This is a genomic window from Pigmentibacter ruber, from assembly GCF_009792895.1.
Lineage (GTDB): Bacteria > Bdellovibrionota_B > Oligoflexia > Silvanigrellales > Silvanigrellaceae > Silvanigrella > Silvanigrella rubra.
In genome coordinates this window covers 921,519-946,396 of record NZ_WSSC01000001.1, presented here as the reverse complement: position 1 = coordinate 946,396, position 24,878 = coordinate 921,519, and the positions used below count along the sequence as shown (strand labels likewise).

The window sequence follows — 24,878 nt, the reverse complement described above, 5'->3', positions numbered from 1 at the left end:
CCTTAGAAAAAAATTTCTAAGGGTTTTTCTTTTGCAAAGTCATTAAACCTTGACATAAAAGATCCAAGCCAAATTCAAAACGTTCTTCTTCATTATCAGCAAATAAATCTTCTAGTACCATATTTAAGTTGTTGTTCAATACATTTTGCAAATTGATACTTGAAAAACTTGTTACTTTATTGAGGTAGTTTTTTTCATTTATTTTTTTATTTCCTTGCTCTTCAATAACAAAACCTAAGACAAAATATAATATATTAAATGCAAATCTACCTGCAGTAATTGCCTGAAAATTATTTTTAATTAGAGGATTAACAATAGCATGATAAACTCGAAATACATTTTCAGTAGGTACTACTGTTCCAGCATATATTAATCCACCATCTCGCCGGGAAAGCAAGGCGCGACGAATGTCTTTAGCTATCAATTTAATTTGATCTGCCCAGCTTATTTCAGAATTTAAAGGTTTGATGGCCACATCTGAAAGCAGAGAATCTGCTATTTTATCTATCAATTCTTGTTTATTTTTGAAGTGCCAGTACAAAGTTGGAGCCTTAATATTTAATTTTTCAGCTAATTTACGCATGGTTACACCTTCATAACCAACTTCATCCAATAGATCTAAAGCTACATTTACAATATTTTTTGCTTGTGTTTGGTTCAAAACATCCCTCCATTGACAACCTAACACTGTTAGATTATATAACTAACAGTGTTAGGGTACACTTTATTTCCTTCAACTTAAAAACAATACAAAGGAAAATACAAATGAAAAACCAATATGAAGTTGTAATTGCGGGAGGAGGGCCTACAGGATTAATGCTGGCCTATGAATTAGCATTGAAGGGAATAAAAGTGTTGGTTTTGGACAATAAAATAGCAGAATCACCCGAATCAAGAGGAGCAACAATCCACCCAAGAACGGCAGAACTTCTTTCCGCTAGAGGTCTTTTAGAAAGCTTTATCGAAAAAGGAAAAGAGCTACTTGAAAAAGATCCAAGACTACCTCTGTATCACTATGCAGTCATGATTAAATTAAAAATGTTTATGCTTGATAGTCCATGTAATTTTACACTTTGGTTACCGCAAAAAGAAACAGAAATTTTATTACAAAACCATGCCTTAGAACATGGTGTAGAGATTTTAAGAGAACATGAAGTTGTGTATTTTGAAGAATATTATGATGGTGTTGTAATTGAAGCAAATTATCTAGAAAAAAAGTCAAAATTTCATGCAAAATACTTAGTTGGATGCGATGGCGCAAAAAGTGTTATAAGAAAACTAAGCAACATAGAAATGTTAGGAACAAATAAAACTAATACAGCATTACTTGCTGATGTTTATTTGGATACGCCATTAGCCTATTCAACGCAATGTGAATTTAGCTCAAAGGGCTTAGTTGTCGCAATGCCTGCAGGAAAAAATCTTACACGTTTTATCATTATAAGTAATAATATTAGTGATGAAATTGTTCAAAGTTCACTAAATTTAGATCTAATAAAGAATTATTTAGTAGATATTTGTGGTCATGATTTTGGAATAAAAAATCCGCATTGGATATCCAGTTTTGGTAATGCTAATAAATTAGCAAAACAGCTGATAAAGAATAGAGTTATACTTGCTGGTGATGCTGCTCATTATCATCTTCCAGCTGGAGGACAAGGATTAAATTATGGCATTCAAGATGCTTTTAATTTAGGCTGGAAACTAGCTGCAGAATTAAAAGGATGGGCTCCAAAATGGTTACTTGATAGCTACCAAACGGAACGTCTGAAAGCAGGAAAAATGTTAATGGAATCTATAAAAAAGCAGGAAAGCTTATTATTTAGAACAAATGATAGTGATTTAGTTTTTAGAAAATATTTTGAAGATGTTATATTAGAAATTGATGCTGTGAATAAAAAGCTTACAGAAGAAATAGCTGGTTTACACATAAATTATCAAAATTCTACTGAAGAAAATAAACTGATTGGTTGTAGAATTCCAAATTTAGAGCTTTTTCAAGATTTCAATTGTCTAAATTTATATAATTTATTTTCTAAAGGTAATTTTATTTTCATTTGTTTTACACATCAGAAATTTAGATTTCCAGAAGAATTTAAAGATAGATTAGAAATTTATCATTTTAAATATACAGAAAAAAGGTATGAATTCTTCAAAACTAAGTATCTGCTCATTAGACCTGATTTATATATTGCCTGGGCATCAGATCATTTACAATCTTCTGTTACAATAAAAAAGCAATTAAATTATTGGCTAAAAAAATAAAGCTTTTAACTCTAAAGAAACATTTATATTTGAATTTGAAAAAACTTGTGCACCAATTAAATTAAAATGTGGGGTCATAATAAATTCAATATTTTGAATCAATTCTTTACTTTTAAAAGAAACAGGTCTTTCAATATTTTCTCTAATATAAGAATATTTCGAAAAAATAGGAGATAATTCATTTATCTCATAGAAATTTGGTCTGTAAATTGAGCTAGGCTCATTGCAATGACATTTTGTACTTGTTAATAAGTTTCTATCTTGCTGGTAAAAAGTTTTTATCCAATTTTTGTGTGATATAATATAATTTTTTAAAGGTATTTCCCCAATTTCTTTTTTAGTTTCAATATAATCAACTGCATAGATATTATTGAAAACAAACAACGCCATTAAAGCATACAATATGTTGAATATATTATTAAATTTAAACTTCATAGAAACCTTTAGAATTGTTAAATTTATTTTAATGAGCATAGCAGGAGAGGAAGTACACTATCAGCTGTATAATTTTAGCATAAAATTGATATAAATCAATAATTTTTCTAATTTGCCCTTTAATATAAAGAACTAATTTAAATATTATTATATAATATTGATAAATCTAGATTTTTTAGCTTTCTTTTTTTGATTTAACATGCCTTCTATTTTTTTCAGTTGATTGCCATGAAATACCACAGAAGCTAAGCATTTTCCTTCACAACCATGATTTTCTGCAAGAAGTCCTCGAAGTTGACCTAATGCAAACGGTTTTGAGGTGGTAATAGCTTTACCACATTTGTCACAACGAATAGTCTTGATTTCAATATCATAGCGTTTAGCCCAAATCTCATAATCTTCGATAGGATATAAAATTCCCATGACGTGATCCTTTCAATTACCAAGGAAATAAAAGCAATATATTTAATTAAAGAAAAAATAAGGAATATTTAATATTATTCAGAACTTTAATTGCCATATTTACAAATCAATAGAAAGTACAAGTAAAAAAAGGCAAATAAAATCACAGATTCAAGCAATTATCTTTTGCTAAGATAAATTTATATTTATAAAAAGTCAATATAAATTGTTACTTTGATATGATTTATATTTTAAAAGAGAAATTGAAAAATACTTTTTTGTTTTAATTCATAATATTTTAAATGAAAAAAGCCTCCTTGTAAGGAGGCTTTTCCAATAACAACAGCTTTAAAGTTACTGTTATTAGTTAGAAGCTGGAGCTGCTTCAGCTGCTGGAGCTGCTTCAGACTTAGCTGCTTCAGATTTTTTAGCTTTATTTTTCTTATGAGCAGATTTTTTCTTTTCTGCTTTTTTCTTCTCAGCTTTTTTGTGTTCTGCTGGCTTAGCTTCAGCGTTTGCATCACTTGCAGCTGCTGTAGAAGTTGGTTTTGCTTCAGCTGCAGCAGCTGGAGCAGCCGCAGGAGCTGCTGCTTCAGAAGCAGCTTCGTTAGCAAAAGCAGAAAAAGTAAGAAGAGATGCAGCAACTAAAGATATAAGTTTCATGAAAACCCCCAAAAAAATTGGCGTTGATTAAAATAAGAGGAGCAAAAAATCATCCTCAATTATTAATACTTCACGAACTCAGAATTTATTCCAAGATCAAAATCTTTTTTAAAAATTTTTTTACTTAGTCAATATATTCAATTTGTGCTTTTTCTAAAATTTTAGAAATTACTTTGCGAATCATAACTTGCCCACGGAACTCATCATAAACTTGTGTTCCTGCACGCTTTATTAATTCACGTGGATCCATACGATTTGCCATTGCATAGGAAGCCATGTCTCTTAACATTTCATCATCACTCACAACTATTTCTTCTTGTCTAGCAATATGACCTAATGCTAAAATTCCACGCACTTGTTTTGCAGCCCACTCACGATATCCCGCACGAGCTTGTTCATCTTCCTTATTAATTTGAGCATTTTTTGCTGCATTCGCATTTGCTTCAGCAATAGCACGGTCAATAGTGCTTTCAATTAAACTTTCAGCTACTTCAAAATTATTTACTGCAAGAACATGATCTACAATTTGCGCAAATGCAGAGCTAGAGCGAGCTTCTTCATTTGATTTTCTAATTGTTTCAAGTAAGTTTGTTTTTGCTTCTTCAATTGTTTTATGGCCTAAACGAGTGGCAAACTCATCATTTAATTCTGCAGGAACTATAGTTTCAACTGAGTTTACTACCAATTGAAATTCAACTGTTAATCCTTTTAGTTCATTATCTTGATAGTTTTCAGGATATGTTACTGAAAAAGTTTTAGATTCGCCTGCTTTTAATCCAAGAATGGCTTCTTCAATTGCTGGAAGATTGGTACCATTTAATTCAATCATCTGTGAATTTGTCTCTTTATTTTTTAGCTCATTCTCAGCTGAAAATACTTTATAAGAAACATTAGCTACATCACCCTTAACAAGAGCTCTTCCGCTTTCATCTTTTTCAGTTTTTCCTAAAATTCTTGCGTAATTATTTAATAACTTATCAAGCTCTTCTTCAACATTTATATTTAAATTTTTATTTAATTTAACTGTTAAGTTTGAATAATCCTTAATTTCTACTTTAGGATTGATATCTACAGTTGCAGAAAATTGAAAATCATTATTTTCATCAAATTGATTTTCTGGTTCTATGTGTGGATAACTAACTATTTGAAAGTCTGCTGTTTTAGCAACATCAGAATATGCATTATTAATTACTTTATCAGCAGCTTTTTTTACTATGTCACCAAAATAAAACTTTCTAATTAAAGCTTGAGGAGCTTTTCCTTTACGAAAACCTCTAACTTCTGCAGTTTTTTGAATTTCGGAAGCAACTTCAGAAAATGCTACTTTAATAGAAGCAGCTGGTACTGATATTTTGAATTTACGACGAGTGCTATTCACTTCTTCAATTGTTGAGGAAAATGTCATTTTTAGTTCCTACTTAATAAAAAATCCATAAAACGGATGTTGCTTAAAGTTGCCAAGTCCTTTAAAGAGCGAAGCAAACACCAATTGTTTAGCTAAAAACCATTACTAGAGAGTACCTGTTAGGTCAATACTGAACTGCATTTTGACTATAAAATCAATAATTTTAAGAGACCCAAGAGGAGAAAAGAAACAATCAGAGACTTGAAAGGAGCTCCCAAACCTGTTTTCTCCAGTGGGGAAACTCATATAACTCTTTAATACTAGGGAGAAAATAAGGCTGGACAACTTTTCCAGAAATTTCTATTTTATCTAGTAAGCTGTTTTCATTGATATTTTTTAAAGATGAGGTAATCTGCAGAGCGCTATACAAACCTTTCAAAGAACGGTAGCCAAAACAAAAAATATATTCTGGAGCTACACATTTTAGCTCTTCTATTAAATTATTTTGGACGCAAATATGGAGAGAATCTGTGTATAGAGCTTTTTGTGGAAAACACTTTACTGCATAAGAAAAATAAGAATCGTTTTTAATGCCAATTTTGCTTAAAAGATTCAAAATTAGACTTGCTAAAGGAGATTTTTCACTGAATACATCTCCTGATTTATCCTCTATGGAATCGGGAAAGTCTCCTAATATAAAATATTTTTTTGGAACAATTTCTTTAGAAACAACTACATGGTTCCGCATTTGAGCTAAGGGACACAAACCACACTGTGAAATTTTAATTGCTAAATTTTCATCTGAAGGCAAATGAGGCAGTGTTTCTATTTTTGTGGGTTTAGGAAACCGTTCAACACCCTCAAGAATATGAGCCATTGTGCGAGCTTTGATGTTCTGCAGTAATGTTTCTTTGGTGAACGACATGAATTTTCTTTCTTCTAAAATAAAAACAATTTTATTGATATTGAAGATTTTAAAAATTGTAAAGATTAACTATTTTAGATTCTACTGATTTTAGTTGAGGAGTTTCTCAGCAGCTTTTTGCCCAATGTCTTCTCTTCTTGGCAAAGCTTTCGTATATTTTGTAATCAAGCGCTCCATCTTTGGAAAAAATTCAAAATAAGTTAATATAGGATTCATCCATCCAGTCGTTATACAATAATATTTATTGAATGGAACAGTATGATGAATTTTGTGGTGCTCAGGATTTAAAAAAATTCTATATTTCTGTAATATTTTAATTAAAAAATTTGCTTTTTTTGCATGAGCCCATTTATGAATTTGATTTGTAAATAAAACAAATATAGTCATGAAAAAAATAAAATAAACACAAAACGATGAAAATTTATGCAAAGAACCAATAGGTAAAAAAAGACAAACAAACAGAACAGGAGTTCCTGCAAGTGCACAAGCTGCATTCGTTTCAATAAAGTCATGCCGTGTAATAGCCAATTGATCTACATGATGCTCTCTGAAGGGACGAATTAAAGCAGGCCCTAAAATAGGGATATCAACTGAACCCCATGTATCACCCGCCCAGTGGACAATACCACCAACAAAATCACTCAATATCCAGCCAATTAAAAGTGCTGGGAGAGATAAAAACCAGAGCTCATTGAAGGAGGCTATAATTTTCCAACTTATAATAAAGGCAAATGACAAAAATAGAAATAATCCAACAAACTCAACTGCTCTAAACCATTTGGGGTATCCATTGGCCAATTCAGTTTTATCACGTTGGATTATTTCTTGGCTATTCGCTTCATTATCTATTTCATGCATTACTGAACTCCATAAAATTGTTAAATAAATTACAATTTGAAGCTATATTAACATAAAAATGAAAAATTTGAAAATATGTCATTTCCAAGCATTTTTATTCTTTTTTGCATTCCAAAATAATTGACGAAAAATAAAACATTTGAAGATTTTATGAGCTTGTTAATTGTTTTAAAACTTCTAGAACAGTTTCTACATGCTCAGTTACTTTAACTTTTCTCCATTCTGCAACAACCATTCCTTCTTTGTTAATTAAAAAAGTTGAACGCTCAATTCCCATATATTTTTTTCCGTACATACTTTTTTCTTTCCATACAGCAAAATTTTCAAGTAATTTACCTTCTTCATCAGATAACAATGTAAATTTCAAACCTTCTTTTTGAATAAATTTTAAATGGCTTTGACAGGAATCTTTGCTTACTCCATAAATATCACATCCAAATTTATGAAATGTTTTTAATTTAGTTTGAAAATCATTTGCCTCTAAAGTACAGCCAGAAGTCATATCTTTAGGATAGAAATAAATTACATTCCATTTTCCTAAAAGGGTTTTCTCAGTAATATTATTTCCATTTTCATCTACAACTGAAAATTTTTTAACTTTATAAGGTTTTTGTAAAATAGGAGATTGTTCTGTTTTTTTTGTTGGCATAAATTATTCCTAAAAAACTGGTTGGCTTGATTCTGTTTCATTACTATTTTCAGTTTTTCTTTCAAAATGAAACTTATTCGCTAAAGAAACAGGAGATAGATCTAAATATGGTTGCATATCTGTATTTAAATTTAATTGTATTTTCTCAAAATCCAATGCTGCAGTGCCTGGATTAATATTTATAATTGGCAAATCAAAAGCTTCGGAAAATAATTTTTCGAACTCAGTTATTGATGATGGAGAAGTGGTTGTTAGCCATATTTGATTATCTTTTAAATTCCACAAAACTTCTGTTAATTTAACCGTTGGTATAGAGTTTCTTAATAGTTCTTCCTTTAATTTATCTTTAATTGTATCCCTAACTTTTTTTCCAATTTTCTTTTTCGTACCTTGGCTATCTTCTTTTTCGTGCCCTAATGCTTCTAATGCATTACGTAGCTGCAACTTCATAAACGTAGCTGGGATTTTTTTTCTATCAGATCTCATTCCAAATAAAAAAAACTGATCAAAAACAAGGGAATGAGGATATTCAATCTTTGCTTCACCTGTAAAAGGATGGCAAAATCCATTTGCTTCTTCTCTCACATCATCAATATTTAGAGGAGAAATAAAGGCTTTGCTTAGTTTTTCCATAATCCATTGAATAGATAAATCTTTACCGTGCGTAAGTATTTGAAAGCGCTTCAAAGCAAGTGAGCCTGTCGCAATTGGCATATATTACCCTTTGTTTAATTTCTATTAAATCTGTTTAAAATATAAACAGTCCAAAGGGTAATTTACATGAGAAAATCTTAGAATGCTATTCTTCTGGTGGTGGCGATGATTTTTCAGGCACAGTGGCTTCTACAGGAGCTACAGGTTCTGCTGCTTTTACAGGAGGATCTTCAGGTTGAACTGCAGGTGTAGGCTCTTCAGGCTTAGCTTCTTTAACTTCAGGAACTGGTTGTTCCTCTTTTTTAGGTTCTTCTGAAACGACTGGCTCTTTTACGCTTACATAATCTTCAATATTAATTGGAAATATCTTAGTGTAATCCCAAGTACCACTTTGTAAATTTAAGGCCGAAATTTTTAAATACCATCTACCTTTGCCAATATTTTGCACGGGGAAACTTGTTTTTACTGTACTAAAAACTTTTACTCGATTTAAAAAGTCAATATCTGTTGCTATTTCAATTCTATAAAATGAAACTTTCCCATTAGAATTCCATTTTATTGAATCCTTAAGTTTTAATTGCTCTGGGATTTCAGCAATCAAAGCAGAAGATTCTGGGGGTATAATTGTCATTTTATGAACATTTTCATTTTGATCTTTCCAATAAATATCACCTGGCGGTGGTATTGAAATTCTATATTTACCAGAAGAATCAGCGGAACCATTTAAATATATTTTCTTAAAATTAGGATCTCTCGAAACGTATATCTTTTGTTTTTGAGGGATATTTAACAATGGCCCACCATCTAAAATATCATAGTTGTATACTGCTGGACCAGTTGCTTCCTTTGGAAGAGTAGCAACTGCAATTTCATTTTTTGGAGCAATAAAAGGAGGAGGAATATCTTTAGTGTCTAACTGTACTGAAGGTTTTTCATTTGTTTGTTTTGGGCTCTCTATCACATTTTGCTTTTTTGGTTCTGTTTCTTTAACTTGTGGTACAACAGCTACTTTATTAGATGAAGATTTAGAAGAATCTTTCCCTACTGGAGATGCAATTACGTTTGATTGTTCAACCATATGTTCTTGAGGGACTTGCACTTTAACCGGTTCCTCTTTTTTAGTTGGTGATTGAGCTAGTTTATCTGTAGGTATAGTATCTTGTTTTTCGTTTTCTTTCACTCCAAAAGGTGAAAAAGGACCAAAAAATAATAATCCAGCTGCTGCAGCTCCAGCAACTCCAACACCGGCAGTAATTCCTGTAAGAATCATTTTTCTTTTCTTACCTAAATCATCCTCAGAAGTTCCATCTGGAAATGTTTCATTTTTTGGAACATTTTTTTCTTCTTCAGTCTTTTCTTTTTGCCGGTTATTTGAGTCGGTTTTCTTTAGGCGAATATTAGTCATTTCACAACCTCTAAGCACTGTTTTCCCTATGCAAAGTTTATATCGGAATGTAAAAGAATGGATTCAAGCTTCAATTATTGCCTATAGGAAATTTTTATGTAGGAAATTTGTCAGTTTAAGAGGGAGGCAATCATATTTTTCGATTTTAATGCATAGCCATGCTTTGCAAATTTATGTGCTATTGCATCATAAGAAGCTAATATTTGTGCTATAGTACAACGATAACCTAATTCAACCAATTCAGAACGGATGTAATATTTCATAGGATTACCAGCCATAGCTTCCATAACTTCATCAGTTGGCTTAAAAATAATAAAATCAACATCAGGATGATTATCCATAGAATGCTTTAACATTGAACTAGAACGAGTTTGCACTAAACTTTTAACCGCCTGCACCATTGTAAAGTAACCGCCGCGCTTCATTACTGCCCCAGGTAAATTGCTTGTATATGGAACCATCGGGTCAATATAAACTACTAGTGCTGCTCCTTTTCTTATTGCAGTGTTAAAATCTGAAGCACTTGTCAACTGCCCATCTGTAAACCAATGACCCTTGATCAGTTCAGGCAAATAAAAGGGTGGCAAGGCTGTACTTGCACGAATAGCTTGACTAATTTTTATATCTTTCCAAGGTTCTTCTCCAAAAACAATATTTTCTCCTGTATCTTGATCGGTAACGCTGATGTAAAGTTCTTTTTTAAGAGATGAAAGATTATCTTCTATCCCAAAATGACGCATTTGCTTTTCAAAAAATTTTTTTAATTTTTCACCTTTAAAAAAACCTGTAGGAACTGAATGCTGCAATCTACTTATGACTTCGCCTGAGTCAAATGATGAAAAAGCCCGAATAAAATCAAAGGCTCTTTTTATTATTTCAGAACCAGCAAAATCAAATACAGTATTTAGACCTAATGGTTCTAAGCTTGTGTGTCGTCTATAGATTTGTTTGACAAGATCATCAGAATGAACACCCACTGCTAATGTACTAGCAATTATTGCCCCAGATGAGACTCCACAGAAAATATCAAAATCTCCAGATTCTTTATCTAGTAAACAATTATCTAATGCATTCACAACACCTATGGAATAAATATAACCTTCTAATCCCCCACCAGAAATGCAAATACTTGTTTTTTTATGGGATTGCCTAAACTCATATAGTTGTCTTGTTGCAGCCAAAAATAATTCTACTGAATCTGAAGGTTCAATAATAACCGCGCGTACATTGGCGAGACTAAGGTAAAACTCTCGATTTGATTTCCGTGCAGATTTTGGCAATATGACAACAATTCTCCGCATAGTATACAAAAATCCAGATGGGGTAAATTTTTCAATTGCAGAACGAAGATTTTCAAATGTGATTGGTATTTTTTGATCTTTTTTCTCGCTTGTAATAGAGGAAGAATGTAATACTTTTGCCAATTCAGGATTTTCTTCTTCCTGTTGAATATTTTGGTCATTTACTTTATTGGATTGCTGCGAAAAAAAGGACTGATCCTTTTCCAAAGTTCTCTCATCCAAAATGATAAGATCTGCATCAAAAATAGGCAATTCACTTGCAACAACATGCACATCATCATAAAAGTTAACAGTTGCACCCGGAAAAGAATTTGCTGCTAAGGCAAGTCTTCTTAATAAATAAGATGAAACTGAAAACGAGTTGGGTTTATCAGGATTTATTATTCTTGCACCTGCCTTTATAAAATCAACTTTTAAAGACTCTATTAAAGAAGAATCCGCAATATACATCACCCTAAATTCTTTATAACCACAAAATTTATCCGCAACCAAGTAGATCTCCTTATAATTCTAACTACTAGGATTAGAATTTTTTGAATTCCTTGGATACAAAACATATTGAAAAAACTTACAAGGAATGCTTCCATTATACACAGATATTTTACGGGTAGGTTTTAAACCAACTTTTTTTGCAAATTCTTCATTTCCAGAAATAAGCCAAGCAGTCCAATTTGGAAAATCTTGTTTCCATAAATCACCTAAGGATTTATAAAATGGTTCTAAATCTGTATTTTCGTTTAAGCGTTCACCATAAGGTGGGTTAACTAAACAAAGTCCAACCGAGGCATGGGGCTTTGATACAAAAGCGTTTAATTTTTTAAAACCAATAATTTTACTAACTCCAGCATTTTTTGCACATTCTTTTGCAGTTTCTAAATTTTCCTCAGAGAGATCACTTGCAATAATTGAATAAACAGAATTTGCATCAAATTCAATTTTATTTTGAATTGCATAATTTCTAATAACTAATATTAAATTAGTCATAGATTTTTCATTTGCTAGTATTTTGTTTCTAATATCTTTTGTTAATGCTTTTAAATCACGTTCTAACTCTGGCAACAAATTAAAAAAAGCAAAATGATTTCTGTGCGCATTAGGTTTCCAATGTAACAAAGCCAGTGCAGCTTCAATCGCAAAAGTTCCCGATCCGCACATTGGATCGAGAAGAAAAGGTGATAAAAGTTGTTCCTTTACAGGAAGTCCTTGTTTCTTTAGTATCTTTATTTCTTTATCAGTAAAATAAACAGCAGAAGAGGTATTCCAAATACTATTTGCTAAACTATTCCATCCAGACATTCTTAATAAAGATGCAGCAAGGGTTTCTTTTAGTGGAGCCTCCACTGTTTTGGTGCGATACCCTCTCTGCGACAAAGGTTCTCCAGTGGTATCAATTGAAATACTTAATTTTTTCTGAACTAAACGAACAAAAATTCTAACATCAGGATTTTCAGTATCAACATTAGGTCTACTGCCAAATTCATCACGGAAATGATCACAGATGGCATCTTTGATTTTAAGAGCTAAAAACATAGAATTATCAATAAATGTGTGATTGATAGAAGCATTCACTGCAAACGTTTTTTGCTTATCAAATAAATCTGACCAATTAATCTCACGACAAACATAATAAAGATCTTCTTCAGTATCTATCTGTTTTTCAAGAAGAACTAATAAAACTCGACTTGCACACATCGAAGCTAAATTAGCACTAACAGCACCAGACCAAGGAGATTCAACATAGCAGCCTGCTGAGCCTTTCCAAATATGATGTTTTATTTTCAAAGAATCAAAAATTTCAGATAATTCTTCTTGGAGAGTTTCTTCAAGTCCTTTAGAAGTAGTAGCAAAAAATCTTAAACTAGGTGACTGTCCATACAAATAATCACTATTTTGCTGATTAGGGTGTTTGTTTTCCTTTTTCTTCATTTTTTTCCTTAGCTGGAGCACATAAGCCTAACTCACGTAGCATTTCAAACTCTCTACCGGAGCGAATTCTAGTATAGTACTCCAAAAATTGTGTCGCTTTCGCGGGTGAAGTATTTTCAAGAAGCTTAGTCACTTGCCTAGAAGGTAAGCGGCTAAAAAGAGCTATAACTAAATCTCTATCCATAGATTCCAAAACAGGAGCTACCTTCCTAGGCTCCATTTTTGAGACAAACTCTACAGCCTCTTTCACCCTATCCTCTTTTAGTTTTTTCTCTTTTTGAAGAGTTTCGTCAAGTAAACGTTTCTCTTCTTCAATTTTTTTTATCCGCACATCAACGTCATTCTTTGCTAAATCATAAGATTTTTTTGCTTCTTCTAATTTAACAATCTTTTGCTCTATATCAATTTTAATTAATTGGAGTTCTTCCCTAATTTTTAATGCCTCAGAAGCAGTTAATTCCTTTGGAATTGTTGGTAAATCATCACCATAGACATTTAAAAATGGGCAAATTCCAAATACTAAATAAATTAAAAATTTTCTCATTCCTCACCTTTTTCATTTATTTGTGTCCGAATATACTTTTGGTTTCCTATCTCATCAATTAGCTTTTGTTCTTTTGCAGTTTCTCTTTCTATAAATTCTTTTTTCTTTAAATCTCTTAAATTTTCTAAAATTTTTTGATTTCGTTTTGATTGAATTAATATCTGCTGGAAGACTTCTAAATCTGCTTGATAGTTTCTTATATTATCAAGGAGTTCTATAATTCTCTCTTGTCTTAATAATAAAGAATGTTCATACAGTTTAACCGTACTCAAATTTCCTAATTTCAAATTTTGATTGAGTTCTTCTCTTTCATCAAAATACTGATCTCTTTCTTGGTGAACCATTTTTCTAAGATCATTTATGATAATTTTCGTTTTTTCAACTTTTAATTCTGCATCTTGGGTTTCCTGTTCACGAAGATTTAAAACTCTTTGTAATGAGAATTTAAAATTCATGCTAAGTCATCTCCAGTTAATTCTTTTAATAACAACAATGATTCTGGATAATTACAAATAATATTTCTATCTTGCCTTAAAAATTCGTTGATCCTTGGAAGTAATTTTATTGCTTTATCTAATTTGGGATTGATACCTTGGCTATAGGCACCTATATTTATGAGATCCTCATTCTTTTGATATTCGGACATTAAATCTCTTATAATGCCTATACATTTTAGATGCTCTTGTGACGCAATATCAGTTAAAACTCTACTTGCACTGGAAAGAATGTCGATTGCTGGAAAATGATTTCTTTCAGCCAAGATGCGAGACAAATTAATGTGACCATCTAAAATGCTTCTTGCCGAATCACTTATAGGATCATTAAAATCATCTCCCTCAACTAAAACGGTATAAATTCCTGTTAAAGATCCTGATGATTGACTATTTCCAGCTCTTTCAAGAAGTTTAGGTAACAATGAAAAAACAGATGGAGTATAGCCTTTTGTAGTAGGTGGTTCGCCAACTGATAACCCAATTTCGCGTTGAGCCATTGCCACTCGAGTTAAAGAATCCATCATTAGTAAAACTTTTTTGCCTTGTTCACGAAAATATTCTGCAATAGCTGTTCCAACATGAGCCGCTCTAACTCTGCTTAATGGAGATTGATCTCCAGTTGAAACAACAACCACACTTTTTTTCATTCCTTCAGAGCCAAGATTTTCCTCTAAAAACTCTCGAACTTCTCTTCCTCGCTCACCGATTAAAGCTATTACATTTACGTCAGCATCGGAATAACGAGAAATCATTCCCATCAAAACACTTTTCCCTACACCTGAGCCAGCCATTATCCCAATTCTTTGCCCTTCTCCAAAACTTAAAAGCCCATTAATGGAACGAATTCCTGTATCAAAATGTTTACTTATCCTATTTCTTACCAAAGGATTTAAAGGTTCGCGATGAATAGAATAAGGAATTCCCTGTCCCATTTGAAAAGGAGAACCTGTCATTGGTCTTCCATATCCATCAATAATTCTTCCTATTAAGTGTTCACCAACTAGTATTTTAGGCTCTCTTTCAATACATTGAACGTATGAATTAGCACAAACTCCTGTCGGTTCTGAAAATGGGATCACAAGAGATTTTTCTTTGCGAAAACCTACAATTTCCCCCTCTATCGCAAAAGTTTTTTCTCGATTAAATATTTTTACAAGAGCCCCCAAAGGAGCATCAGCTAAAGTAACCTCAATAACAGTTCCTACTATTTGAACAACTTTACCAAAATTCTCAAAATGATTTTGTGGTTGTAATATTTCACGTTGTTTTTTAATTTTTGCTAATGCATTATTAGAAAACATTTTTATCCTGCCTTTTTAGGGATATCATAATTTACTTCATTCTGAGGAGAAATTTCTTTAAACAGTTCATCTTTTATATTATCTATTATCGTATCAACATTTTTCTTAATATCTACAAGCGAAGCACCGGCTTCATTTTCAACTTGGAAATCACCATTTTCTAAAGAATTATTCTCTTTAATTTTAATTTTAAATTTTGCATTTTGCGATTCTAAATGTTTCTTTAATCTCTGAGCATCATTTGCATTAACTTGAATTGATAGATTGGAATTAGTATCAATTTCTTTTAGAACATCATCAAAAATTTTATAAAGAGTTGCATCACTAGATTTTATTTGCTCACGAATTATTTTTTCTGAACAAAGTTTCAATATCTCTAGAAAAATTTCTTTTCCTTCAGAAATTAGTTTAGTTTTTAATTCATCCATTTTTAATGCAGCTTCTGAAATATTCGCAAACGCTTTGTCATATTTTGATTCAACTGCAATTAAACCTTTTTCTTCTCCAACTTGAAAACCAATTCTATTACCTTCATCTAATCCAACTTTGTAACCTTCTTCCTTACCTATTTTTTCACCTTGAAAAAAACCTTCTTTATGTCCTTCTTGATAAGCATCTTCTTTTGCTTTTGCTAATTCTAATTCTAAAATTTTTGGATCAATATTTTCTTTGTTTTTTTCATTCTGCATTAATGGTGACTGTAAATCTTTTTTTTCTTCAGAAATATTTTCTACTGGATTTTCTTTTTTATTTTCTTTATTTAATATTTGTTCCATTTTTTTTTGTTCACTTAAATTAGAATCAAATTTATTTTCTTCTTTTTTATTCATTTTTTTTTCTTTTTGCTTTTCTTTTCCTAATTTTACTTCTTCAACATGCTCTAATTCAGCTAATTCTAAAGCCATTGCCTCTTCTTCATCCATTAAAGTACGCCGTCTTCTTTTTAAAGCTTCTTTTTGGCCTCTTTTATAATCTTCTGTCATATCCCTGGGTAATAAAGGTTTAGATTTTCCTGCAAATGGTTTTTCAAATTCTTTTGCAGAAATTACTTTTTGCGAGATTTCTAGAGGATCATGCATTTTTTCTAGAATTACCGTACGTTTAACATTGTCAGGAAAAATTATACTTTGCTCATTAAAATGCAGCCATGGATAACTATCCATATCTAACAAATTCATCATTTTTTCGTCATTTTTTTTTACTAATTTTCCACTCTTACTAGCCATTTTACTCCCATTATACTAATGCATTTTCACCACTAGCCGAAATCACAATTTTACCTTCATCATTTAATCTTCTAGCTACCTGCACAATAGCAAATTGAGCTTGTTCGACATCAGAGATTTTTGCAGGTCCCATAATTGTCATTTCTTCTCTAAGATTTTCAGCTGCTTTTTGGGACATATTTTTATATATTAATTCTTTTACACCTTCCGAAGCCGTCTTTAATGCAAGTTTTAACTGCTCAGGTTTAACTTCACGAAGAACTGTTTGAATTCCTCTATCATCAATTTTAATCAAGTCATCGAATACAAACATTAATTTTCTGATATTTTCTGCTAAATCAGGATCTCTTTCTTCTAATCTATCTAAAATATTTTCTTGTGTAGCTTTATCCATTAAATTTAGCATTTCCACAATCGGATCGATGCCACCTACTTTTGAACTTGTTACGTTTCCTAGACGCTGTATTTCATTTCGCAAAACATCATCTATTTCATCAATAATTTCTGGAGAAACACTTTCCAAACTTGCTACTCTTAATATTAATTCAGTATGTAAACTTTCTGGTAATATTTTTAAACATTCACCAAACTTTTTTGGATCCAAATGAGCTAAAATTAATGCCATTGTTTGAGGGTGTTCGCTCCTTAAAAAGTTAGCTAAAGTTTTAGGATCTATAAGTTCTAACGATTCTAAATTTGCATTTGAAGTTAAAGACAGTTCATCAATTAAGGCATTTGCTTGATCACTTTTAAAAGCGGACTCAATCAGACGTTTCGTAAAATCGTTGCTTCCAAGGAAATATTTTTTATTAGATTGAAGAATTTGATAAAATTCTTCCATTACCATGTCAATTGTATCACTATCAACTCTACCTAAACGGCTCATCGCACTACCAATGCGTTTTATCTCGAATTCCGTCATATGCTTAAAGATTTCCGCAGAAATCTCCTCGCCAAATGCTAAAAGTAAGATTGCTGCTTTCTGCGGTCCAGTATATTTTATTGCCACATGCTCACCTTTATAGATATTTATATTAATTTAATGCCAAATTTATAACTTGGTAAGGAAGAAAAGTTCTGTTAGTCAAAAATAATTTAGGAAATAATTGCCAATTAAATATCAAATTTTTGTCTATATTTTTTTTAATATATGAATTATCATTATTTAACAATTAGGCAATTGGATTAAAAATGAAAAAAAGCATGACTAAAAAAAGAAGAAAAATATTTCAATTTCTAGCATTCTTATTACTAATTAATTTCACATATGCAAGAGCTGAAATACCTCCAGATATTAAAAAAATTATTACTAGAGGTAAAATTATTATTGCTATAAATGGTATTGATTATCCTCCTTTTTTTTATGAAGCAAAAAACAATAAATTAGAAGGTATTGATGTCGATATATCAAAAGATATTGCAAAATATTTAGGTGTTAATGTTGAATTCGATCGAACAGCTAAAACGTTTAAAGATGTAGTAAAATTAGTTGAAAATGAAAAAGCAGATTTAGCAATAAGCGCTTTAAGCGGAACATTAAACCGCGGGATATCAGTTAGAGTTTCAAACCCTTATTTTTTACCTAACCAAGTTGTCATAACAAATAGATTACTTGAATTAAAAATTAATAATGATATTAAAATTCCACCTGAAAATGGAAAAATAGCCGTATTAAATAATGCAGCATATGAAGATTTTGCTAATCAAAATTACGAATTTTTTAAAAATAATTTCAAAGATTTTTCTGTTGTAAAATATGATTCCTTAGAAAATGCTTTTAATGATGTAATAGAAGGTAAAATATTGGGACTTTATGTGGACGAAATATATGCAAATAATTTGTTAGCAAATGATAAAAGGGCTAATTTATATGTACGAAAAAAAATCGTCACAGATGCTGTTGACCCAATTTGCATTATTTTAAATTGGAAGGCACCAAATCTTGCAAACTGGATAAATCTATATATTACTCGCATGAAAAACAACGGAAAAGAAAAAACTCTTGCAAAAAAATATATGAAAGAAATGAAATGATTGAGAATTTTAAAAATGTAATGCTAAATCATTGGACTATCCTTATCACTATGATACTTGGAATAGTATTTGGCATTTATTTTCCATCTCAAGCAAAAGATTTATCATTTATAGGTGAAATTTATTTAGAGATGCTTCAAATATCAGTCATACCTATCATGATGACTGCTATAATTTGCGGTTTTTTTAATATTTTTCACAATAGTGACTCTATATATTATTTAAAAAAACTTTCATTTTACTATTTAATTTTTATTCTTTTGACATGTTTTTTTACATTTTCATACTCTTTCATTTTTTCTCCAGGTCACAATTTATCAAAAGAAACACTTGAATTATTGAGCAATGGAATTGCAAGCTCAGAAAAAACCTTATCTAAGAATATAAATACAAGTGGAAGTTTTATAGAACTTTTTAAAAATGCTTTACCAATAAACATTGTAAAAGCAATTTATGAAAGAAAAGACATTTCAATTTTATTATTTTCAATTCTACTTGGAATTTGTCTTGGGCGGGCTGAAAATCCTAATGTTAATACTGCTATTGAGTTTTTCGATGCAATTTTTTCAGCTTTTATGAAAATGGTCAATATTCTACTTTATATATTACCTATAGGAATATTTTTCTTAATTTCTGGATTTATTTCTAATGTAGGAATCGAAACTCTCAAATCACTTTTTGATTTAATTACATTGATATATGTAACTATATTAACATTATTTTTTATCTTTTTATTAATAATTAGTAGGAAACAAAAAATTTCAATTATCACTACTATAAAGAATTTAAAAAGCGCATATTTAATAGCTTTTGCAACTTCAAGTAGTTTTGCTTCAATGCCTGCGGCTATGCTTGCTCTAACCAATGAATTTAAATTAGAGAAAAAAAATGTAGAATTAGTATTACCATTAGGAATTAGTATTTTTAAACCTGGAATCATGATACGAAGTATTTCTATTGCATTTTTTTTAATGAATTTATATAAAATTCCAATAAATTTTAATTCATTATTTATTCTTTTAATTACGAGTTTTTTGTCGTCAATAGCAAGCACCGCTGGTCCAGCTATACTTAGCGCAACCACTTTTGGTGTAGTTCTTTCTCCCCTTGGAATTCCTCCTGCGGTAGGAATATTTTTACTACTTAGCATAGAACCTCTCATAGATCCAATAACAAGTATGTTAAATATTCAAAGTAACTGTATGGTAACAGTTTTGGTAAGTAAAAATAAATAATTTTGAATAATAAATTTTAAAAAATTATTCTAATTTATCCTGTTCATTATAATTCTTTTCTGGGATTTTGGGAAATTAAAAAAAGTAAAGTTGAAAATCATGGAAAAAATACTTTTCTTGTTTCTGTATCTAACAGTTTAATTTTCATTATAAAATAATTTTTATCTTTAAAGAAATTAAAATTTAAAATATGAATACAGATTGCAGGTTTCAGAGTTTTGAATTTTTTCCTCTGGTTAATTGTTGTTCATTCCATTATTGAGTTTTGCTATTACATATAGCCTATTTTCTTTATCATCTTCTTAATCTTTATTAATTTAAGTATTTAAAGAATTTAAGGAAATAATTTTTTTTCAATTTAATGGTAATTTAAGACACTAATTAAAAAATGAATTAAAATATCTTCTTTTTCCCAAAAAATAGTTTTAAATACATAATAATTTTTAATATTAAGCAATTCAAATTCCATTACAACTCATTCCAATTACATAAAAAAGAGCATAAATTAAAAATAATAGAAAGAAAATTAAGTAATTTAAATTTTTAATATTCATTATAAAATTAAACAAAAATAGTAAGAATTTATAAATTAAAATTTAAACTATAAAATTAATATTTTAAGTTTTATAAAATTGAATTTTTTTTATTGAAGTAAATTATTTAACAATTCTTAATGATTTTTATTATATATTTTTAATTTCTAAAATATATTTTTAATTTCTAAAATATATTTTTAATTTCTAAAATATATTTTTAATTTCTAAAATATATTTTTAATTTCTAAAATATATTTTTCAACATAGAAATAAAAAAGGTATTTATTTGATTAAAGATTTTTAAAATAAAGAAATTTTTTCTGGGAAAGAAATGCATGAATAAACTGAGAATATGGGCATAGGGGAGGACTAGATATTAATAGTCATTCATAAAAGCATCAGGTATCACTAATAAAAGGAGTTTCCCAGAAAAATAATATCCTAGCAAATCAAACTATATCATTGCTAGGATAAAAGAATTATAATTTTGGTTCTTTTATAATAGAAGTGAAATCATTTCCAAAGCTATCTTTTCCAGTTACTGTAACAGTTATTGGAGAATGCTCTTTTGAAGAATGTCTATCGTCAAGTTTAAAGATAAATCCAATAGCTTTTTCAGATGTTTTTTCTGTTTGTACTTTTTTAACTGCACTAGAGAGATCTTTAACTTTTGAACCTGAAAAACTAAAATCTACTCCTGTAAAATTGTCTTTTAATAATGTTTGAATTTCGGCCTCAGGCTTATTCATATCTAAAAATTCAACTGATAATAATTCTTTATTTGCGCCAACATTCAACTTAGTTAAAGCATTATGAACTTGATTAAGTTTTGCTTGTACTGGTGTTAATTCAGCAGGGGTTCCATCATTGTCAGTGATTAAAATCTTTTCAACTTTTAATTCATAATTTTCATTTGCTTTTCCTTTTCCTACATATTTTGCAGTTAGGTATTTAAACTTTTCTTTAGACGAAGAATTCTCTACTTTAAACACATGATCAAATGTATGGAATAAATCTGTCTTACCTTTTTGCTTGTTTTCTAAAACAGGAATAGTTAATGCATCTTTAAATTTTGCTTTTGGAGCAATACTATGCACTGTTACTGAACCATCAACAAGCTCTAAAGAAGCTACTAAACGAAGTTGCTTTGCCGAATTGCTGGATGGTTTTACATAAAATGCATTATTTAGTTTGGCTTCAGCTGGTACTGATCCATTTGCACATCTTATATATGAATTATTTGGATCCATTTCAGCTGCTTCTAATTGCCTACTTACAGAAGCATTTTCATAATCTTTTAAATAAAGACTTTTTCTAACCGCATTTAATTGATCAGGAGTAAGGCTTACCAAACCATCTTTATCATACAATTCAAATGCTACAGGAGTTCTATGATTATTATTATTAAATACTCCTAAATCACTTGATTTTGCTTTATCGCCACAAAGTGATTTAATTCTCAATTGAAGTCCTGAGCGTTCATTCAATTTCAGAGCTTGAAGTTCTGCAGATACTGTACCGGCTAAACTAGGAAGAGCTGAAGTATCAATAGCTTCATCATCTGTTGTATTTAAGTCATTATTTGCTAAATCAGCTATTCCATCATCAACTAAACTAGGATCAACCGCTCCACCATCAGTACCAGTACCAGTACCACTACCAGTACCAGTACCACTACCAGTACCAGTACCACTACCAGCTCCAGCTCCAGCTCCAGTACCAGCTCCACCATTTCCGCCTGGCGCAGACGTTTGTTGATTTTGATCTTTTGAATCTGATTTTTTATTATTACAAGAAGCTAAAAAAGATGCACCAATTACTGCTATTAAAGAAACTGATAGTAATTTATTTTTTGTTATTTCAACCTTCATACTTTCTCCATTCTTTAAATTAACGAATCTTATTAAAATACAAAAACATATTTAAAAAAGATTAATATATAACAACCACATTTATTTATTAATTAATTTTTCCAATATTTGTCAAATTAATTTTTATCATATTTAATTTAAATAAAAGCACGAATTCGCTTTTAATATATATTTTTCAGATAAATTAATATAATAATTTTATCAAATAAAAATTATAATTTTAAATTTTAAAATTATAAATAATAAATATTTATAAAAAATAATTAATATAAAATAATTAATATTATAATAAATAATTAAAATCTAATATTTTTAGCATTATATAGATTTATTTATAATCTCAAAAAAAATATTATTAATGTTTAATTTAATTTTATTTAATTCTTAAATAACATAAATAATTAATTAAGTAAAAAAATAAATACACAAAAAAATAGAAATATACAAATTTTATTAAAAAGTTACAAATAATTGAAATTAATTTTTTTATTACGACTAATAGTTTTAGTTATTAAAATATTGAAACCTAAGAAGTAAAAATTATATATTAACTATTAAAATATTATTATATAAAATTTAAAAAAACTCTACCATTTACTATCTTTTATTTTTGAAATAAATGGATTACCAAAACTATCTATTCCTTCAAATTCTATAGCTATTGGCGAATGACTTTCTGACGCAAATTTGTTATCAATTTTTAAAAGAAATCCAATACTGTTGTTTTTTTGAATGTTATTAAAAATTTGCTTATAGTCTTTTACTCCTGAAAAAACTAAATTATTTTCATTAAAATATTTAGAAAATATATTTGAAATATAATTAACATCTGATTTCAAATTAAAAAATACAAGATTTTGTAAAACTTTATTTTCTCCAATTAGTAAAGAATTTAGATTATTAATATAACTTTCAAGTTTTGCCTCACTTGGAAGAAAAGTAACCTTATTACCTTCCTTATCAGTTAAAAAAACACGTTGGATGAAAATTTCAACATTTTCATTATTTTTATATTTGCCATTGTATTTTGATGTCAAGTACTTATATTTTTCTTTTGTAATTAAGTTTTCAACTTTAAAAATATGTTTAAATTCATCAAATAAATCATGTTTTTCAATTTGGCTACTTACTTTAACAGGGATCTTTAAAAACACATTAGGCAAAACTGAAATTTCTTGATTCATTTCATTAATTTTAACAAATGAAGAAATTTTTATCTTTTTAGAACCCTTTCTCTCATTCTTTAAATAAAAAACATTTGAAAAATTTGCATTATTTGGAACAACTCCATTAGTACATCTTACAAATGAATCAAATATTTTTTCTTTTTCTGAGAGTTTTCTAGTAATGTTATTTTCAAAATCTTTCAAAAATAAATTTTCTTTAATAATATTATATTCATCTTCGCTCAAAGGTATTTGACTGTTGTTGAAATTATAAATACCAAAGGCCAATGGAATTTTATGAAAACCATTATCAAATAAAGTTGAATTTTTCATGTTTTCAGAATCACTGCATAATGACCATACTTTTAGAAATAAACCCTTTGTTGAATTTAATTTATTAATTAATGCTTCTTTTTTCAACAATTTTTCTACTTGCTCATATGTTATGAGGTTATCATCTTCTTGCGGAGCACTTGGTACTGGCATATTTTCAGCTTGCAAAGAATCAAAATTTTCTACCAACTTCAATTCTGGTAATGTTTGAGAGAACATTCCTGTTTCATTATAATTATGCTTAACTTCATTACTAGAATCTGTATTAGAAAAACTTTCTAGTTGAGTATGCAATATTGAATTATCTTCTTGCTTTTTCCTCTGTTGATATTCATCTATTGAATTATCTTCTTGTTTTGTACCCCGATTTTTTAGTTTCTGCCTAAACTTTTCTGCAAATCTTTTAAATGATTTTTTTGAAGCTAATTTGTCACTTTTTTTAATATTTTTATCACCATTTGTTTCTTCTTCCAAAAGTATTTGAGTTTCAACATTATCTTCAAGAATGGGGTAAAGCTTATTTGAATGCTTTAAATTATTTGTTGAATTTGCATTTTTTGGAGATGTATTTTGACCATTATCAGATTCTGGAAGAGCTGGTTCTAGGTTATTATTACTAGAAAAACTTTTAGGTTCACTATTTTCTTGGGATGCTAATGAAATTGGCAACATTTCTAAGCTATTGCTATTATTTACACCTAATTCTTTCTCAATAGCATTTTGTAATTTATTTTTTATGGCTTTATTTTCTTCACCATTTAATTCATTCTCTATTTCTCCATATTTTTCAATACTTTCTAAGTTTTCATCTTCAATATCATCATCTATATCATCTCTTTCTGGATTTATAACATTTTCATTACTATCAATCTTAATTTTGATATCTGGAATTTTTATTTCTGCCAGATTTTCCTCTACAGGTGATGCCTGGCTATTACTATTACTTTTACTTTGTTCAGTGTTTTTATTTGCACATGAATTTATAAAAAATATTGGGAAAATATTTAAGTATATTATATTTTTCAAACATCTATAATTTATTTTATTTTTCATTGTTACTCCATAATTTTTTAATCTCAATTTTGCAAAAAGAAAAATCAGAAATAGATTTATATTAACAAGCGATATAGATAATTAAAGTTAACCATAGATGTCAATTTTATTTCTAAATTACAAAATATTAAAATTTGAAAATATTTTTATGAATAAATTTATTTTAATTAATTGAAATAAATTTCTTATAAAATAAAAAATAAAAAACAAAGAAATAAAAAAAGTAATTATAAAGTATTATATTTTAAAATTTTAAT

Annotated in this window: 22 protein-coding genes; 3 read left to right on the top strand and 19 right to left on the bottom strand. The window is 29.3% G+C overall.

Going from position 1 to position 24,878, the window contains the following annotated elements:
* Positions 1 to 16 precede the first annotated feature (16 nt).
* Positions 17 to 661 carry a TetR/AcrR family transcriptional regulator C-terminal domain-containing protein gene (locus GOY08_RS03945; protein ID WP_158997345.1) on the bottom strand — a complete coding sequence of 215 codons (645 nt, stop codon included), beginning with the start codon at positions 659 to 661 and terminating at the stop codon, positions 17 to 19.
* Between the two features lie 104 nt (positions 662 to 765).
* On the opposite strand from GOY08_RS03945, the gene GOY08_RS03940 reads away from it, so the two are divergent.
* Positions 766 to 2,265 carry an FAD-dependent monooxygenase gene (locus tag GOY08_RS03940; RefSeq protein ID WP_158997343.1) on the top strand — a complete coding sequence of 500 codons (1,500 nt, stop codon included), beginning with the start codon at positions 766 to 768 and terminating at the stop codon, positions 2,263 to 2,265.
* On the opposite strand, the gene GOY08_RS03935 is transcribed toward GOY08_RS03940, so the two are convergent.
* The 16 genes from GOY08_RS03935 to fliG all read right to left on the bottom strand — a co-directional run bounded on the left by GOY08_RS03935 (position 2,254) and on the right by fliG (position 17,402).
* Entirely contained in the window at positions 2,254 to 2,700 is a 447-nt protein-coding gene (locus GOY08_RS03935; protein ID WP_158997341.1) for a hypothetical protein, read from the bottom strand. The two genes, GOY08_RS03940 and GOY08_RS03935, sit on opposite strands and share 12 nt — an antisense overlap.
* Positions 2,701 to 2,847: 147 nt before the next feature.
* The gene (locus GOY08_RS03930) at positions 2,848 to 3,123 is read right to left on the bottom strand and encodes a hypothetical protein (RefSeq protein ID WP_158997339.1); all 276 of its coding nucleotides are present in this window, start codon (positions 3,121 to 3,123) and stop codon (positions 2,848 to 2,850) included.
* Positions 3,124 to 3,465: 342 nt separating this feature from the next.
* Complete coding sequence (locus tag GOY08_RS03925) at positions 3,466 to 3,765, bottom strand: hypothetical protein (RefSeq protein WP_158997337.1); 300 nt, start codon at positions 3,763 to 3,765, stop codon at positions 3,466 to 3,468.
* Positions 3,766 to 3,889: 124 nt separating this feature from the next.
* Positions 3,890 to 5,170 (bottom strand): trigger factor, encoded by a 1,281-nt coding sequence (tig, locus tag GOY08_RS03920; RefSeq protein ID WP_158997335.1) that lies wholly within the window; start codon positions 5,168 to 5,170, stop codon positions 3,890 to 3,892.
* A 193-nt stretch (positions 5,171 to 5,363) separates the two neighbouring features.
* Positions 5,364 to 6,035: a uracil-DNA glycosylase family protein gene (locus tag GOY08_RS03915; RefSeq protein WP_158997333.1), complete on the bottom strand. Its 672-nt coding sequence runs from the start codon at positions 6,033 to 6,035 to the stop codon at positions 5,364 to 5,366.
* 90 nt (positions 6,036 to 6,125) lie between these two features.
* Complete coding sequence (locus tag GOY08_RS03910) at positions 6,126 to 6,893, bottom strand: fatty acid desaturase family protein (RefSeq protein ID WP_158997331.1); 768 nt, start codon at positions 6,891 to 6,893, stop codon at positions 6,126 to 6,128.
* Positions 6,894 to 7,041: 148 nt separating this feature from the next.
* Positions 7,042 to 7,542 carry a peroxiredoxin gene (locus GOY08_RS03905; protein ID WP_158997329.1) on the bottom strand — a complete coding sequence of 167 codons (501 nt, stop codon included), beginning with the start codon at positions 7,540 to 7,542 and terminating at the stop codon, positions 7,042 to 7,044.
* A gap of 9 nt (positions 7,543 to 7,551) precedes the next feature.
* Positions 7,552 to 8,256, bottom strand: a complete 705-nt coding sequence (gene rdgC / locus GOY08_RS03900; protein WP_158997327.1) for a recombination-associated protein RdgC — start codon at positions 8,254 to 8,256, stop codon at positions 7,552 to 7,554.
* Between the two features lie 85 nt (positions 8,257 to 8,341).
* Positions 8,342 to 9,601 carry a hypothetical protein gene (locus GOY08_RS03895; protein ID WP_158997325.1) on the bottom strand — a complete coding sequence of 420 codons (1,260 nt, stop codon included), beginning with the start codon at positions 9,599 to 9,601 and terminating at the stop codon, positions 8,342 to 8,344.
* Positions 9,602 to 9,711: 110 nt separating this feature from the next.
* Positions 9,712 to 11,394, bottom strand: coding sequence for a patatin-like phospholipase family protein (locus GOY08_RS03890; protein ID WP_158997323.1), 1,683 nt, complete (start codon positions 11,392 to 11,394; stop codon positions 9,712 to 9,714).
* Between the two features lie 18 nt (positions 11,395 to 11,412).
* The gene (locus tag GOY08_RS03885) at positions 11,413 to 12,828 is read right to left on the bottom strand and encodes a THUMP domain-containing class I SAM-dependent RNA methyltransferase (protein WP_158997321.1); all 1,416 of its coding nucleotides are present in this window, start codon (positions 12,826 to 12,828) and stop codon (positions 11,413 to 11,415) included.
* Positions 12,800 to 13,372: a MotE family protein gene (locus GOY08_RS03880; protein WP_158997319.1), complete on the bottom strand. Its 573-nt coding sequence runs from the start codon at positions 13,370 to 13,372 to the stop codon at positions 12,800 to 12,802. The genes GOY08_RS03885 and GOY08_RS03880 overlap by 29 nt, the downstream gene beginning before the upstream one ends.
* Positions 13,369 to 13,827, bottom strand: coding sequence for a flagellar export protein FliJ (fliJ, locus tag GOY08_RS03875; RefSeq protein WP_158997317.1), 459 nt, complete (start codon positions 13,825 to 13,827; stop codon positions 13,369 to 13,371). The genes GOY08_RS03880 and fliJ overlap by 4 nt, the downstream gene beginning before the upstream one ends.
* The gene (locus tag GOY08_RS03870) at positions 13,824 to 15,167 is read right to left on the bottom strand and encodes a FliI/YscN family ATPase (RefSeq protein WP_158997315.1); all 1,344 of its coding nucleotides are present in this window, start codon (positions 15,165 to 15,167) and stop codon (positions 13,824 to 13,826) included. Before GOY08_RS03870 ends, fliJ begins: the two co-directional genes overlap by 4 nt.
* 2 nt (positions 15,168 to 15,169) lie before the next feature.
* Positions 15,170 to 16,393: a FliH/SctL family protein gene (locus tag GOY08_RS03865; protein ID WP_158997313.1), complete on the bottom strand. Its 1,224-nt coding sequence runs from the start codon at positions 16,391 to 16,393 to the stop codon at positions 15,170 to 15,172.
* Positions 16,394 to 16,403: 10 nt separating this feature from the next.
* Positions 16,404 to 17,402 (bottom strand): flagellar motor switch protein FliG, encoded by a 999-nt coding sequence (gene fliG / locus GOY08_RS03860; RefSeq protein WP_158997311.1) that lies wholly within the window; start codon positions 17,400 to 17,402, stop codon positions 16,404 to 16,406.
* Positions 17,403 to 17,584: 182 nt separating this feature from the next.
* Here fliG and GOY08_RS03855 point away from each other — a divergent pair, with 182 nt between their 5' ends.
* Both GOY08_RS03855 and GOY08_RS03850 read left to right on the top strand, forming a co-directional pair.
* Positions 17,585 to 18,427 carry an ABC transporter substrate-binding protein gene (locus tag GOY08_RS03855; RefSeq protein ID WP_158997310.1) on the top strand — a complete coding sequence of 281 codons (843 nt, stop codon included), beginning with the start codon at positions 17,585 to 17,587 and terminating at the stop codon, positions 18,425 to 18,427.
* Entirely contained in the window at positions 18,424 to 19,662 is a 1,239-nt protein-coding gene (locus GOY08_RS03850) for a dicarboxylate/amino acid:cation symporter (protein ID WP_158997308.1), read from the top strand. The genes GOY08_RS03855 and GOY08_RS03850 overlap by 4 nt, the downstream gene beginning before the upstream one ends.
* A gap of 1,015 nt (positions 19,663 to 20,677) precedes the next feature.
* Here GOY08_RS03850 and GOY08_RS03840 read toward each other — a convergent pair.
* On the bottom strand, positions 20,678 to 22,069 hold the full coding sequence (locus GOY08_RS03840) for a hypothetical protein (RefSeq protein ID WP_158997307.1): 1,392 nt from the start codon (positions 22,067 to 22,069) through the stop codon (positions 20,678 to 20,680).
* 587 nt (positions 22,070 to 22,656) lie between these two features.
* Complete coding sequence (locus GOY08_RS03835; RefSeq protein WP_158997306.1) at positions 22,657 to 24,621, bottom strand: hypothetical protein; 1,965 nt, start codon at positions 24,619 to 24,621, stop codon at positions 22,657 to 22,659.
* Positions 24,622 to 24,878: the final 257 nt, after the last annotated feature.

Excerpts from the sequence above, each read along its gene's own strand:
- GOY08_RS03840 (WP_158997307.1), bottom strand. The coding sequence starts at position 22,069 with ATGAAGGTTGAAATAACAAAAAATAAATTACTATCAGTTTCTTTAATA.
- GOY08_RS03930 (WP_158997339.1), bottom strand. The coding sequence starts at position 3,123 with ATGGGAATTTTATATCCTATCGAAGATTATGAGATTTGGGCTAAACGC.
- fliJ (WP_158997317.1), bottom strand. The coding sequence starts at position 13,827 with ATGAATTTTAAATTCTCATTACAAAGAGTTTTAAATCTTCGTGAACAG.
- tig (WP_158997335.1), bottom strand. The coding sequence starts at position 5,170 with ATGACATTTTCCTCAACAATTGAAGAAGTGAATAGCACTCGTCGTAAA.
- GOY08_RS03935 (WP_158997341.1), bottom strand. The coding sequence starts at position 2,700 with ATGAAGTTTAAATTTAATAATATATTCAACATATTGTATGCTTTAATG.
- GOY08_RS03885 (WP_158997321.1), bottom strand. The coding sequence starts at position 12,828 with ATGAAGAAAAAGGAAAACAAACACCCTAATCAGCAAAATAGTGATTAT.
- GOY08_RS03905 (WP_158997329.1), bottom strand. The coding sequence starts at position 7,542 with ATGCCAACAAAAAAAACAGAACAATCTCCTATTTTACAAAAACCTTAT.
- GOY08_RS03915 (WP_158997333.1), bottom strand. The coding sequence starts at position 6,035 with ATGTCGTTCACCAAAGAAACATTACTGCAGAACATCAAAGCTCGCACA.
- GOY08_RS03850 (WP_158997308.1), top strand. The coding sequence starts at position 18,424 with ATGATTGAGAATTTTAAAAATGTAATGCTAAATCATTGGACTATCCTT.
- GOY08_RS03835 (WP_158997306.1), bottom strand. The coding sequence starts at position 24,621 with ATGAAAAATAAAATAAATTATAGATGTTTGAAAAATATAATATACTTA.
- GOY08_RS03880 (WP_158997319.1), bottom strand. The coding sequence starts at position 13,372 with ATGAGAAAATTTTTAATTTATTTAGTATTTGGAATTTGCCCATTTTTA.
- GOY08_RS03865 (WP_158997313.1), bottom strand. The coding sequence starts at position 16,393 with ATGGCTAGTAAGAGTGGAAAATTAGTAAAAAAAAATGACGAAAAAATG.
- GOY08_RS03925 (WP_158997337.1), bottom strand. The coding sequence starts at position 3,765 with ATGAAACTTATATCTTTAGTTGCTGCATCTCTTCTTACTTTTTCTGCT.
- rdgC (WP_158997327.1), bottom strand. The coding sequence starts at position 8,256 with ATGCCAATTGCGACAGGCTCACTTGCTTTGAAGCGCTTTCAAATACTT.
- GOY08_RS03895 (WP_158997325.1), bottom strand. The coding sequence starts at position 9,601 with ATGACTAATATTCGCCTAAAGAAAACCGACTCAAATAACCGGCAAAAA.
- GOY08_RS03870 (WP_158997315.1), bottom strand. The coding sequence starts at position 15,167 with ATGTTTTCTAATAATGCATTAGCAAAAATTAAAAAACAACGTGAAATA.
- GOY08_RS03940 (WP_158997343.1), top strand. The coding sequence starts at position 766 with ATGAAAAACCAATATGAAGTTGTAATTGCGGGAGGAGGGCCTACAGGA.
- GOY08_RS03910 (WP_158997331.1), bottom strand. The coding sequence starts at position 6,893 with ATGCATGAAATAGATAATGAAGCGAATAGCCAAGAAATAATCCAACGT.
- GOY08_RS03855 (WP_158997310.1), top strand. The coding sequence starts at position 17,585 with ATGAAAAAAAGCATGACTAAAAAAAGAAGAAAAATATTTCAATTTCTA.